The following is a 13,108-nucleotide window of genomic DNA, read 5'->3' as shown; positions in this document are numbered from 1 at the left end:
ACAGGGGCGCGGCGCAGCGACCGCTCAGACGCACGGCAGTCAATCATGGGTGCACAGGAATGGGCAGACAGGCCCCATTTTGCCACAAGGGCGGCAGCGGCACCCCGCGCGGGCAGGCCAACCACCCGCCACCGGCAAGCGCGGCACCGCAGCGAACTCCTATGATGGGTGTCCCCTGCCCTTGCTGGAGCCGCTGATGACCCTCGCCCGTACCTGTCTGCTGTCGCTTGGCCTGCTGACCCTGGCCCCGCTGGCCCAGGCGTTGAGCCCGCCGGCCCCGCCGCGCGTACCCGAGCAGGTGTCCAACGTGGCCTGGGAAGGCGACATGGCCACCTTCCTCAAGGGCGACCAGAGCAACCCGCCGCCGCGCGGTGGCATCGAGTTCATCGGCAGCTCCTCGATCCGCTTCTGGGAGAGCCTGGCCCAGGATTTCCCGGGGCAGCCGGTGTTCAACCGGGGCTTCGGCGGCTCGGAAGTGCGCGACAGCACCTGGTACGCCGGTCAGATCGTGGTGCCGTATGCGCCCTGCAAGGTGTTCTTCTATGCCGGCGACAACGACCTCAACAGCGGCCGCAGCGCGACCCAGGTGCGCGATGACGTGGTGGCCTTCGTGCAGCGCGTGCACCGCGACCTGCCGAACACCAAGGTGGAATACCTGTCGATCAAGCCCAGCCCGTCGCGCGCACACCTGCTGCCGGCGATCAACCAGGCCAACGCGCTGATCAAGGCTGCGCTGGCCAAGCTTCCCAACACCGGCTACACCGACATCTACACCCCGATGCTGGGCGCCGATGGCCAGCCGGATGCGAAGCTGTTCCGCGAGGACATGCTGCACATGACCCCCGCCGGCTATGCGATCTGGACGAAGGCCGTGGCGCCGAAGGTGACGTGCGATTGAGGATTGACCGGCATGGGTAGATGCCAACTTTGGTTGGCATGCGCCGCAGTGGAGCGGGGTCAGAGCCCGTTGCGTCGCAACGGGATCCGACCCCGGGCCACCGCAACGGGATCCGACCCCGGCCGGGTCAGCGGAAGATGACCGTCGCTTCGGTGCCCTTGCCGGGCTCGCTGGCGAGGCTGACCTTCCAGCCGAAGCGGTCGCACAGCCGGCGCACGATCGACAGGCCCAGGCCGGTGCCCTGCGGACGGTCCGGCTCGGCGCGGTAGAACGGCTCGAAGGCACGCGCCAACGCCTCGGCCGACATGCCGATGCCGGTGTCACGCACCACGACACGGTCAGCGGTCACCTGCACGTCGATGCGGCCTTCATCGGTGTAGTTGCAGGCGTTGCGCACCAGATTGCTGACCACCACCTGCAGCACCCTCGGCGGCGCATGCAGCTGCACCGGGCCCGCGCTGTGCAGGTGCACCGCCACCGGCCGGTTGGCCAGCAGTTCGTTGGCGTTGTCCACCTCGTAGCGGACGATGTCGTTGACATCGAACAGTTCGATCTGCGGTTCGATGTCGGCCTCACGGGCCAGAATCAGGAAGGCATCGATCACCGCCTCCATGTCCCGCCCGGCACGCTGGATGCGCTGCAGGCTGCGGCGCAGGCGCGGCTCCAGGCTGTCATCGCCCAGTGCCATGTCACTGGCCACGCGGATCACGGTCAGCGGCGTGCGCAGTTCGTGGCTGGCATCGCGGGTGAAATTACGCTCGCGGGCCACGTGGTCGGTCACCCGGTTGGCCAGTGAGTGCAGCGCAGCCGCCAGCTGGCGGGTCTCGCCCTGCATGTCCGCCGGCAGCTTGTCCGGTTCAAGGTCGGCGGCCTCGGGGTGGCCCGGATCCCAGCGCGACACCCGCCGCGCCAGCCAGTTCACCGGCGACACCAGGCGCTTGGAGGCCCGGTAGGTCACCCAGCTGGCGCCATACACAGCCAGCAGGGTCAGCAGCACCGGTACGATGCCGAACCAGAACGCCAGCATTTCCGCACGTGAGCGCAGGAACACCAGGTACAGGCGGCCTTCGGCCCGGGCATCGACCAGCACCAGCTGGTCATCGCCAGGCAGCTCATGGAAACCGGGTTCGAGGTTGCGCAGATTGGCCGGCAGCGACAGGCTCGAGCGCCCACGCTCAAGCAGGTAACCGCGGATGTTCTGGGTGTTGGGCGGCGGCTGCGTGGGCGAGGCCTCGTGCAGCGTCCAGTAGTAGGCGGCCTCTTCGCGCAGGGCAGCGCCCACCAGGCTGTGCTTGATCACCAGCGACACCAGCCAGGCGCCGAGCAGGATGCCCACGCTGGCCAGCACTGCCTGCAGGATGAAAGCGATACGGATCTTGCGCGGCAGGCCGTGCGGCATTGCGGGGTCCCGGTCGAAGCGCTGCGATTATAGGCAGCGCGCCGCGCCGTCGTCGTGCACGGACGGTGACCGCCGGCACGGCCCGCGGCCCGTCCCCTGCCCCGCGACCCGGCCGGAGCCGGGGCGGGCCTGTTCCTGAACCGGCATGGCTCAGGCCATCGGCTGGGCGATGTCGGCGATGCGGTAACCGGCGCTCTGCACGGTATGCAGCAGCGGACGGTCGAACGGCTTGTCGATGATCTTGCGCAGGTTGTACAGGTGGCTGCGCAGGGTATCCGAGTCGGGCAGGCCGTTGCCCCAGATCTCGCGCTCGATTTCCTGGCGGGTTACGACACGCGGCGATTCCCGCATCAGGATGGTCAGCAGGCGCAGACCGATCGGCGAGAGCTGCAGTTCGGTACCGGCGCGGGTAGCGCGCATGCTGACCGGATCGAGCACGAGGTCGGCGACCTTGAGCACTTCCGAACCCACCTGGCGACGTTCGCGGCGGATCAGCGCGCGCAGGCGGGCTTCCAGTTCCTGGATGGCGAACGGCTTGGTCAGGTAATCATCGGCACCGAAACCCAGGCCGGTGAGCTTGTCATCCAGCGTGTCGCGCGCGGTCAGCATCAGCACCGGGGTCGACTTGCGGGCGTCGTTGCGCAGGCGGCGGCACACTTCAATGCCATCCAGGCGCGGCAGCATCAGGTCCAGCACGACCACGTCGTAGCTGTTTTCAGCCGCCAGACGGTAGCCGTCCAGGCCATCCTGCGCATAGTCCACCTCGAAGCCACGGCCTTCCAGGTATTCGCCGATCATCTCGGAGATGTTGCGGTTGTCCTCGACCACCAGCACCAAGCCGGAAGTCTCCTTCGTCTGACGCATGTGAGTACCTCTGTCTTCAGCTTTGTGAAACATGCCCGATCGACGGTGGACGCGATGTGAAGTTCCGTCAAGACGCTGAAAAAAGATTCAGAGCAGGGGTTTCAGCAGTGGCCATACGTTGTCCAGTACCCTGGGCTGGGCCTGTGCAGTGGGGTGCAGCCCGTCGGCCTGCATCAGCCCCGGCTGCAGGGCCACGCCCTCCAGCAGGAACGGCAGCAGCGGCACCTTGTACTGGTCGGCCAGCGCGCGGTAGGCAGCGGCCAGGCGCTGGCGGTAGGCCGGCCCGTAGTTGGGCGGCACGTCGATCCCCAGCAGCAGCACCTTGGCCCCGGCCGCGCGGCTGGCCAGCAGCATCTTTTCCAGGTTGCCCCGCACCTGTGCAGGGGTCAGCCCGCGCAGGGCATCGTTGCCGCCCAGGGCAATGACCACCACGGTCGGCTTTTCCCTGGCCAGCAGGCCCGGCAGGCGGGTCAGCGCGCCGGCGGTGGTTTCCCCGCTCATGCTGGCGTTGACGATGCGCGGCGGGGTTTTCGACTGCTGCCTGACCCGCTTGTCCAGCAGGCTGACCCAGCCTGCGTCGGCCGGGATATTGTGGGCAGCACTGAGGCTGTCGCCGAGCACCAGCACCGTGCCGGCCGGACCTTTGGCACACGCCAGGCCGGAGTACAGCAGCAACCCTAGCAGCAGCACCATCATCGTGCCGGCTTGCCGGCTCCATCCCGTCATACGCATTGGAGTCTCCTCATCGACAGCCTGTCCCCCCGCAGCGCGCCCGTCGCCATCGCCGTCGACCAGGTCGGCAAATCCGTGCATGGCCCGGAGGGTGAAGTCCACATACTGGACAACATCACCCTCACCGTCCATGAAGGCACCAGCGTGGCGATTGTCGGGGCCTCCGGTTCCGGCAAGACCACCCTGCTCGGCCTGCTGGCCGGGCTGGACCTTCCCAGCCGTGGTGGCATCACCCTGGCCGGGCAGGCGCTGGGCACGCTGGACGAGGAGGCGCGCGCGCAGCTGCGTGCACGCGAGGTCGGCTTCGTGTTCCAGAGCTTCCACCTGCTGCCGGCGCTGACGGCGGCGGAAAACGTCGCGCTGCCGCTGGAACTGGCCGGCCGCGAGGATCGCGCGCGTGTCGATGAGGTACTGGCCCAGGTCGGCCTGTCCCATCGCGCCCGCCACTACCCGCGGCAGCTGTCCGGCGGCGAGCAGCAGCGCGTGGCGCTGGCCCGCGCCTTCGTCACCCGCCCCCGCATCCTGTTTGCCGATGAACCCACCGGTTCACTGGACCAGGCCACCGGCCAGCACATCAGCGACCTGCTGTTCGAGCTCAATGCCGGCAGCGGGACCACCCTGGTGCTGGTCACCCACGATCTGCGCCTGGCCCAGCGCTGCCAGTACATCCACCGCATCGACAACGGCCGCCTGCAGGCCGTCGAGTACGGGGCGCAGGCATGAACCTGCTGCGGCACGCCTGGCGCGCACTGCGCCGCGAAGCCCTGGCCGGCGACCTGCTGACCGTGTTCGCCGCGCTGGTGCTGGGCGTGGCGGTGATGACCGCGGTCGGCACGCTGGTGAACCGGGTGAATCTGGCATTGACCGGCAGCGCCGCCGAGATGCTGGGCGGCGACCTCGGTGTGGCCGGCCGCAGCGATCCGCCCGCGGCCTTCGCCGAGGAAGCACAACGGCGCGGCCTGGCCCACACGCGCATCGCCGGCTTCGGCAGCGTCCTGTTCAATGGCGACGCCAGCCAGATGGCCAGCATCAAGGCCGTGCAGGCCGGCTACCCGCTGCGCGGCACGCTGCGGGTGCGGGCCACGCCGGGCGGCGCGCTGATTGCCGACGCGGGCATGCCGCCGCAGGGCCAGACCTACGCCGACCCGCGCTTGCTGCAGGCACTGGGGTTGAAGGTCGGCGATGCGCTGGAGTTCGGGGCAGGCGCGCTGCGCGTGGCCGGCATCATCGAAGCCGAGCCTGATACCGGCGGCGACCTGCTGACGCTGTCTCCCACCCTGCTGGTGAACCGCGCCGACGTGGACGGCACCGGCCTGCTGGGGCCCGGCAGCCGCATCAATTACCGGCTGATGGTGGCCGGCGCGCCGGACCAGGTGGCTGCCTACCGGCAGTGGCTGCTGCCCCAGGCGAAGGGCATGCGTCTGCTGAGCGTGGATGACACCCAGCGCGGCGTGCGGCAGGCGTTCGATCTGGCCGGCCGCTTCCTCGGCCTGAGTGCGCTGCTGGCCGTGCTGCTGGCCGGCGTGGCCACCGCGCTGGCAGCCAACCGTTTCGCCCTGCGCCGCATCGACCAGGTGGCGATCCTGCGCTGCCTGGGCGCACGCCAGCGCGACATCCTGGCAGGCCTGGCGCTGCAGCTGCTGATGCTGGCGGTGCCGGCCTGCGTGCTCGGCATCGGCCTGGGCATGGCCGCACAGGAAGGTCTGGTGCAGGTGCTGGGCAGCCTGGTGCCGCAGCGCCTGCCGCTGCCCGAGGCGACCCCGGCCCTGACCGGTGCGGGCATCGGCCTGCTGCTGTTGTTCGGCTTCGGCCTGCCCCCGCTGCTGCGCCTGCGCGGGGTGCCACCGATGCGCGTGCTCAACCGCTCCTTCGCTGCCCTGCCCCCGGCGTCGCTGCTGGCCTATGTGGCCGCGCTGGGTGCCAGCCTGGTGCTGGCGGTGCAGGTGACCGGTGATCTGAAGCTGGCGCTGTGGGTGCTGGGTGGCCTGGCCGCGCTGGCCGTGGCCGCCGGTGTGGTCGGCTTCGTGCTGCTGCAGCTGCTGCGCGGCCTGCAGCACCGCCTGCATGGCAACTGGCGGCTGGGCCTGGCCGCACTGACCCGGCGCCGCATGCTGGCGGTGATGCAGCTGGTGGGGCTGTCGCTGTCGCTGTGCGCGCTGCTGCTGCTGGCCGTGACCGGCCCGGGACTGCTGCAGCAGTGGCGCGAACGCCTGCCGGAGAACACCCCCAACTACTTCCTGATCAACATCCAACCCGAGCAGCGCGATGGTGTGCTGGCAGCGCTGCAGGGGCTGGGTGCGGCCGATGCCAGCGTTGAACCGATGGCCACCGGCCGCCTGATCGCGATCAACGGCAAGCCCCCGCTGCGCGTGGACCGCGCGCCGGAACAGAACGGCCAACCCGCACAGGGCGAGGGCCAGCGCGACGATGATGACGAGAACCGGCCGTTGAACTTCAGCTGGCGCAGCACCTTCCCGCCGGCCAACACCCTGGTCAACGGTACCTTCTGGAAAGCCGACAGCACCGCACCGGAAGCCTCGGTGGAGATCGGCTGGGCCAGGCGCTACGGCGCGCACCTGGGCGACCGCATCACCATTGCCGTGGGCGAGCAGGAACGTGAGTTCACCGTCACCAGCGTGCGCAAGGCGGACTGGAACACCTTCCGCCCGAACTTCTTCGTGTTGCTCAACCCCAATGCGGTGGGCGATACGCCGCACAACCTGCTGTCGGCCTTCCACCTGCCGGCGGGCAAGGCGGCGGGCCTGGGTGCGCTGGTGCGCGAGCAGCCCAACCTGTCGCTGCTGGATGTGGATGCAGTGATTTCGCAGGTGCGCGAGGTGATGAACCGCGTTGCGCAGGCGGTGCAGCTGGTGATGGTGTTCAGCCTGCTGGCCGGCGTGCTGGTGCTGCTGGCCGCCCTGCAGGCCACGGCCGGCGAGCGCCGCTACGACAGCGCGGTACTGCGTACGCTGGGCGCGACCCGGCGCCAGCTGCGCGGTGCGGTACTGGTGGAGTTCGGCGCATTGGGTGCGCTGGCCGCGCTGCTGGCGGTGGGCGCTGCCGCCGGCATCGGCGTGGCGGTATCGCAGAAGGTGTTTGAACTGCCGCTGCTGCCGCCCTGGCCGGGCCTGCTGCTGGGTGGCGTGGTGGGCATCGGCCTGAGCCTGCTGGCCGGCTGGTGGGGTACGCGGGCGATCCTGCATACCCCGCCGGCGCTGGCCCTGCGCGAGGCCTGACGCGGCCATGACACGCAACGGGTGGGGCCGGCGGTATGCTGCGCGCCCCACCCGATGAGATCGCCCGGATGCCCGGCACGTCGTTCGCCGCTTACCTGTACCCCGTGTTGCTGCTGCTCGGCAGCAACATCTTCATGACCTTCGCCTGGTACGGCCACCTGAAGTACAAGAGCGCGCCGTTGATGATGGTCATCATGGTCAGCTGGGGCATCGCGTTCTTCGAGTACTGCCTGCAGGTGCCGGGCAACCGCCTGGGCAGCGCGGTGTATTCGGCGCCGCAGCTGAAGGGTATGCAGGAAGTCATCACCCTGGTGGTGTTCGCGGTGTTTTCCGCGTCCTATCTCGGCCAGCCGCTGAAGTGGAACCACTACGCGGCGTTCGGGCTGATCGTGCTGGCCGCGTTTTTGATGTTCAAGGAATAACGGCATCCACGCATGGCGTGGATCTACTGACGAATGACGGCATCCACGCCATGCGTGGATGCGGTTGCGGCCCGGGGTTACCGGGCCTTTTCCACGAACTCGGCGAACACGGCGTCGATCTGCGAATCCTTCACCTTCTTGCCCGACTGGATGTCGTCGGCCTGGGTGAACAGCGGGATGATCATCGCCATGCCGTCGAGCTTGGTCTTCAGGTGCACGCCCGGGGCCTGGGTCAGGAAACCGTCCCAGCGCTGGCGCACCTTGGCCCAGTAGCCGGCCGTGGCCTTCCAGTAATCGCGCGCCGGGCTGAAATCGACCTCGGTGGTCTTGATGTAGTCATTGAAGCCGAACTCACGGGCGATCTCCACCTGGCTGCTGTCGGCATTGCGCTGCACCTTGGTGTTGAACTGTTCGTGGGTCCAGCCATTGGGCGTGAGCGTGTGGCGGTTGACCACGGCCAGGGCGTTGTAATCGCTGCGCTTGGTGTATTCGCGGCGCGGCAGGGGGCGCCAGCTGATGTCACTGGTCCAGGTCGGCACGTTGTTGTCGTAGGTCCAGGTGCCGGTGCCGCAGTAGCGCGGCGCGTCGCTCACCTCGTACACGCACTGGGTCCAGGCGCCCTTGTTGGTGGCCGCAGCGATCGTGCGCACCTGCCAGGTCTGGTCGGCACTGAACTCGAACCGGTTCGGTGCTTCATACACCCAGTCCTGGCGCCAGTGCTTGGTTACATGGCCGCTCTTGGCATCCACCAGCAGGTGCTGCAGGACAACGCGGCGCGGGCTGTCTTCAACCACGATCACCACTTCGTTGCCGGCGCTGCGCATGGCCGGCGCACGCTCGTAGCCCGGCTTCAGCAGCACGGTTTCATCGAAGGCGAAATCCACGGTGTATTCGCCCTGCATGGCCAGGATGCTGGCGTGGTCGCGGGCGATATCGGAGGGCTGCGCGCTGGCTGCACCGCTTGCGGCGATCAGCACCATCACGCTGGCTGTCTGCAACTTCATCTGGAATTCCTTCGGGGTATCACGTTCGATGGGTGGCCATCCCTGGCCGCATTCGATCCTTCGGGTTCGGATTACAGGCGGACCAGCGGCAGTTCGCCCGGAATGCGCGGGGCCGGCCTGCGGGCGGCATCGGCGCAGCAGCAGTCGTCAATGGACAGCTCGCCTTCGGCGCCTTCCAGCCGCGCGATGCGGCGCGCCGTTGCGGCGCCCAGCGAGGACAGCGTGGACAGGCTGGCGGCCAGGGTGCGGCCTTCGTCGGCGGCATGCAGTCGCAGCGCGCACAGGCGCCAGCGCTGCCCTCCCAGGTGGCCGGCCAGGCGCCGCCACAGGCGCTCACCAACGCTGCCTTCGGCATCATGTTCCGGGCCCGGCGGCAGCGATGCCACCAGCCGGTCCCACGCCAGGAAATCGCTGTCCGGCAGCAGGTACAGGCGCCAGACGCAGCGGCCACGCCCGTCGAGGAAGCACAGGCTTTCGCGCACCCCTTCGCTGTCCACGCCCTGGCAGGCGTGCACCGAAACGGCCTGGCGCCAACCGCCCAGTTCGCTGCTGTCGGCGTGGTACAGGCACAGCACGGTGCCCAGCGCGGCCAGCTGCGCCGGCGTGGGCCAGGCCTGCAGCGCGTGGTGCGGCAGGAAGGACGACAGACGACGTGCAGACAGGGCTCGGCTCATGGGGTTCACCAGGAAACGGCAAGGCTGGCCGACAGCGTGCGGCCGGGGCTGGTATAGCGGTCCAGGACGGTGCTGCTGGCCGACAGGGTCGAGCCCACGTTGGACCAGTCGATGTAGCGCTTGTCACCCAGATTGAACACACCGACGTTGAAGGTGGCACCCGGCGCGAAGTTCCAGTGCGCCATCAGGTCAGCCACGCCGTAGCCGGCCGGGCGGTAGACGGTCGCTGTCGCGACGCGGTCCTTGCGTTTGACGAAGGTGCCGGCCAGTTCGACGCCCCAGGTGTCGGTGTCGTACATCAGGCCGACGGTGCCGCGCAGCGGGTCGATGGAATCCAGCGGCGTATCTTCGGTCTTGTTGTCACCGCGCGACCAGGCCACCGCACTGCGCAGTGCCCAGCCCTGCAGCGCCGGACTGACCTGGCCGAAATCCACGCCGGCCTTCAGTTCGGCACCGTAGATGCGCGCGTCGGCGATGTTGCGCGACTGGAACACCATCAGGCCCTGGTCATTGGTTCCGACCATCGACTGCGACTCGATGAAATCCTTGTAATCGTTGTAGTAGCCGCTGAGGCTGACATAGGCCACCGGCGCGGCGAACCGCAGGCCCAGCTCCACGCCATCACTGGTTTCCGGCTTGAGGTCCGGGTTGGGAATGGCCGTGTAGCCGAACGCGAAATTGGTGAAGCCGAGATTGACGTCGTTGTACGGCGGCGAGCGGAAGCCACGCGAATAGCCGGCAAACAGCGACCACGCATCGGTGAAGCGGTAGACCAGGCCGAACTTCGGCGACACGCTGGTCTTGCTCAGCTTGGATACCGGTACGCCGGGATTGTCTTCGGCGAAGATGCTGTCCACTTCCGGCTTCAGCTCGTAACGGTCCACGCGCACACCGGGCACCAACGAGAGCCTGCCGTCGGCCAGGCGCATTTCATCCTGCGCGTACAGGCCCAGCTCGGTGGTCCTGCTGATCGGGAAGTCGCGCACCGGGAAGATGTCGGGCAGCAGCGTGCTGGTGACCTGGCCGGTGGCCAGCACCTGGTAGCCGTCGCGCTTCTGGCGGATGTCCGTGCGCGCGCCGTCGAAACCGTAGGTCAGCGCGTGTTCGACGCTGCCGGTGCTGAACGCCTTGTTGAGCTGCAGCTGCAGGCCCCACGCACGCTGGTCGAAATTGAACTCGCGATGACGACGGCTGCGGTTGGCGCGGCCTTCATCGGTGATCTGGGTGGTTTCGCTGTGCTGGGTGTACAGCTGCCAATGCAGGCTGTCAGCAAAGCCCTTGTCCAGCGCATCCATTTCATGCGCGAAGGACACCCGCGTGCGGTTCTGCGTATCGCGCGCCTTCATGCTGGTCGTGGTCGTGCGGTCGATGGAAGACAACACATCGGTATCGGTGTTGTCTTCGTTGCCTTCCACGGTCAGCCGGAAGCGCTGGTCTTCGCTGGGCGCATACACCAGCTTGGCCAGGCCGCTGCGACCGTCGCGATCCTGCGGGTTGGCTGCGGTGCGGGTGTTGTCGAGGCTGCGGATGTCGCCCTGGTTGTCGGTTTCCTGGCCCTGGCGATGGTTGATGTTGACCATGCCGCTCCAGTGCTCGCCGCCCCAGGCGCCGGTGACGCCGCCCAGCAGGCCCTTCCACTCGCCGTCATAGCCGAATTTCAGGCCTGCGTAGCTGTCCTTGCCGTCCTTCAGGTAATCGGCCGGGTCCTTGGTGACGAAGGCCACCACGCCGCCGAGGGCGTCCGAGCCGTACAGGGAACTGGCCGGACCGCGCACGATCTCCACCCGCTTGAGCGTGTCCAGATCGGTGAAGTTGCGGTTGGCGTTGGAGAACGAGCCGATGCTGAAACTGGTCGGCATGGCAATGCCATCAGTCTGGATGCGCACGCGGTTGCCGTCCAGGCCACGGATGCGGATGCTGCCCAGGCCGAAGCGGGTGGCGCTGCGGCCGGCCGACAGTCCGGGTTCGTAGCGGATCAGGTCCTTGATGTCGTGCACCAGCTGCCGGTCCATCTGCTCGCGGTCGATCACATCGACCGTGGCGGCCACGTCACTGACCGCACGTTCGGTGCGGGTAGCGGTGACCTGCACCCGATCGAATTCGCGCGTCTCCGGCGCGGCATCGGCAGCAGCGTGGGCGGACAGCGGCAGGGCCATCCACAGGGCAACGGACAGGGCGGTCGGGCGGGTCATCGGCGGTGATCGATCAGGCAGGGGGAGCCCCCGGCCACCGGCACGCAGAACGTGCACGGACAGCCGAGGGGGAGAGAGCGGGAGCGGACGGGTCGCCCACCCTGCCAGCGTGGCCGGCAGGAGGGAGGGCGGCGGGCGACCAGACCGCGTTACTTGGTCAGGATCAGCTTGTCGTTGCTGGTGTGGCGCAGCCGGTAGAAACGGTCGCCGTGCTGGATCAGGATTTCGCGGCGGCCCTTCAGCAGGGCTTCGCTGTCGATCACTTCTTCCGGCGGGACGACACGCACCGGGCGGTCGCGCAGGGTCAGCGTTTCGGGGCGCAGCAGTACAGGTTGAGCATTCATGAGCATCTGGACTCGTGCGAGGGACGATTCAGATGATAATGATTCTCAGTTAACAATCAACAACCATTCTCAATTCCATTGATGGGATTTATGATCGAAATCGCAATTTCGATAGATCGCATCAATCGAAAGCGGTGGCGTCGAACCCTGCTCGACTGCTTTGGCCCTTGTAGAGTCGAGCCTTGCTCGACTGCTTTTCGATGCCAGACAAGCGGCATCCGCGCTTCGCGCGGCGTCGAGCAGAGCTCGACACTACCAAGAGCAGGCGCGGTCAGATGAAGGCTGCTTCCACCTTCGCCCAGCCGGCGTCGTCCACCTGCTGCAGGACCTCCAGCGCCTGCAGGTTCTGCAGCAGCTGGCTGACCCGGCTGGCGCCAAGGATCACGCTGGAAACATTGGGATTGCGCAGGCACCAGGCGATCGCCAAGCTGGCCGGGGCATGGCCGAGCTCAGCGGCCACCTCGCTGAAGCGGCGCACCTGGGCAAGGCGCACGGCGGCGTTCTGGCCCAGCACCAGGTCCTGCAGCCAGCCCATGCCCTCGCGGCCCAGACGCGCGTCAGCCGGAATGCCCTGGTCGTACTTGCCACTGAGCAGGCCCGAGGCCAGCGGCGAGAAGATGGTCGTGCCCAGCCCGGCACTGGCATACAACGGGGCGTATTCCACTTCCACCCGCTCACGATGCAGCAGGTTGTACTGCGGCTGCTCCATCGAGGGCGCCTGCCAGTTGTGGCGCGCGGCGATGTCCACCGCCTCTTCGATCTGCGTGGCCGACCATTCCGAGGTCCCCCAGTAGAGCACCTTGCCCTGCCGCACCAGCGTGTCCATGGCATGCACGGTCTCGGCGATGGGCGCGTCCGGATCCGGGCGGTGGCAGTAATAAAGGTCCAGGTAATCCACCCGCAGGCGCTTGAGCGCGGCGTGGCAGGCGTCGGTGACGTGCTTGCGCGACAGGCCGCGCTGGGTGGGGCGCGGGTCCTTGGCGCTGCCGAAGAACACCTTGCTGGACACGCAGTAGCCATCACGCGGCAACCGCAGGTCGGCGATCACATCGCCCATTACCTGCTCGGCGCGGCCGTTGGCGTAGCCCTCGGCGTTGTCGAAGAAGTTGATGCCGTGATCCCAGGCGGCGGCCACCAGGTTACGGGCCTCGTCACGCGGCACCTGGTCGCCGAAGGTCACCCAGGCGCCAAAGGACAGGGCCGACACCGGCAGGCCGGTGGAACCAAGGCGACGGTAGAGCATGCGATTCTCCTGTTGCAGGCCCGCATACGGGCCGGGATCGAGCACCATTCTACCCGCGCCCCGCGGCGGCAACCCCTTGCCGTTGCTGGCTTGTTCGATG

The 13,108-nt window shown here is 67.9% G+C and carries 12 protein-coding genes; 4 read left to right on the top strand and 8 right to left on the bottom strand.

Features of this window, described 5'->3' with window-relative positions:
• The first annotated feature begins 196 nt into the window (after positions 1–196).
• Positions 197–898, top strand: a complete 702-nt coding sequence (locus C1924_RS03485; RefSeq protein WP_108764095.1) for an SGNH/GDSL hydrolase family protein — start codon at positions 197–199, stop codon at positions 896–898.
• A 127-nt stretch (positions 899–1,025) separates the two neighbouring features.
• Here C1924_RS03485 and C1924_RS03480 read toward each other — a convergent pair whose 3' ends face one another.
• From C1924_RS03480 to C1924_RS03470, 3 genes are all read right to left on the bottom strand, one after another.
• On the bottom strand, positions 1,026–2,297 hold the full coding sequence (locus C1924_RS03480; protein ID WP_108764094.1) for a HAMP domain-containing sensor histidine kinase: 1,272 nt from the start codon (positions 2,295–2,297) through the stop codon (positions 1,026–1,028).
• A gap of 150 nt (positions 2,298–2,447) precedes the next feature.
• Positions 2,448–3,161, bottom strand: a complete 714-nt coding sequence (locus C1924_RS03475) for a response regulator transcription factor (RefSeq protein WP_002811889.1) — start codon at positions 3,159–3,161, stop codon at positions 2,448–2,450.
• Positions 3,162–3,248: 87 nt separating this feature from the next.
• The gene (locus C1924_RS03470; RefSeq protein ID WP_108764092.1) at positions 3,249–3,893 is read right to left on the bottom strand and encodes an arylesterase; all 645 of its coding nucleotides are present in this window, start codon (positions 3,891–3,893) and stop codon (positions 3,249–3,251) included.
• 75 nt (positions 3,894–3,968) lie between these two features.
• Here C1924_RS03470 and C1924_RS03465 point away from each other — a divergent pair, with 75 nt between their 5' ends.
• From C1924_RS03465 to C1924_RS03455, 3 genes are all read left to right on the top strand, one after another.
• Positions 3,969–4,616 carry an ATP-binding cassette domain-containing protein gene (locus C1924_RS03465; protein ID WP_108764091.1) on the top strand — a complete coding sequence of 216 codons (648 nt, stop codon included), beginning with the start codon at positions 3,969–3,971 and terminating at the stop codon, positions 4,614–4,616.
• Positions 4,613–7,129: an FtsX-like permease family protein gene (locus C1924_RS03460; RefSeq protein ID WP_108764090.1), complete on the top strand. Its 2,517-nt coding sequence runs from the start codon at positions 4,613–4,615 to the stop codon at positions 7,127–7,129. The genes C1924_RS03465 and C1924_RS03460 overlap by 4 nt, the downstream gene beginning before the upstream one ends.
• 68 nt (positions 7,130–7,197) lie before the next feature.
• The gene (locus tag C1924_RS03455) at positions 7,198–7,551 is read left to right on the top strand and encodes a DMT family protein (RefSeq protein ID WP_108766955.1); all 354 of its coding nucleotides are present in this window, start codon (positions 7,198–7,200) and stop codon (positions 7,549–7,551) included.
• A 77-nt stretch (positions 7,552–7,628) separates the two neighbouring features.
• On the opposite strand, the gene C1924_RS03450 is transcribed toward C1924_RS03455, so the two are convergent.
• The 5 genes from C1924_RS03450 to C1924_RS03430 all read right to left on the bottom strand — a co-directional run bounded on the left by C1924_RS03450 (position 7,629) and on the right by C1924_RS03430 (position 13,008).
• Complete coding sequence (locus C1924_RS03450; RefSeq protein WP_108764089.1) at positions 7,629–8,555, bottom strand: DUF6607 family protein; 927 nt, start codon at positions 8,553–8,555, stop codon at positions 7,629–7,631.
• A 71-nt stretch (positions 8,556–8,626) separates the two neighbouring features.
• Complete coding sequence (locus tag C1924_RS03445; protein ID WP_079220664.1) at positions 8,627–9,229, bottom strand: Hemin transport protein; 603 nt, start codon at positions 9,227–9,229, stop codon at positions 8,627–8,629.
• 5 nt (positions 9,230–9,234) lie between these two features.
• Positions 9,235–11,421, bottom strand: a complete 2,187-nt coding sequence (locus C1924_RS03440; protein ID WP_174208935.1) for a TonB-dependent hemoglobin/transferrin/lactoferrin family receptor — start codon at positions 11,419–11,421, stop codon at positions 9,235–9,237.
• A 149-nt stretch (positions 11,422–11,570) separates the two neighbouring features.
• Positions 11,571–11,765: a hemin uptake protein HemP gene (locus C1924_RS03435; protein WP_005412278.1), complete on the bottom strand. Its 195-nt coding sequence runs from the start codon at positions 11,763–11,765 to the stop codon at positions 11,571–11,573.
• A 271-nt stretch (positions 11,766–12,036) separates the two neighbouring features.
• Positions 12,037–13,008 carry an aldo/keto reductase gene (locus C1924_RS03430; protein WP_108766953.1) on the bottom strand — a complete coding sequence of 324 codons (972 nt, stop codon included), beginning with the start codon at positions 13,006–13,008 and terminating at the stop codon, positions 12,037–12,039.
• Positions 13,009–13,108 lie beyond the last annotated feature (100 nt).

Source organism: Stenotrophomonas sp. ESTM1D_MKCIP4_1 (assembly GCF_003086895.1).
Taxonomy (GTDB): Bacteria; Pseudomonadota; Gammaproteobacteria; order Xanthomonadales; family Xanthomonadaceae; genus Stenotrophomonas.
The sequence above is the reverse complement of the archived record's forward strand: the minus strand, read 5'-3'. Positions and strand labels throughout refer to the sequence as shown.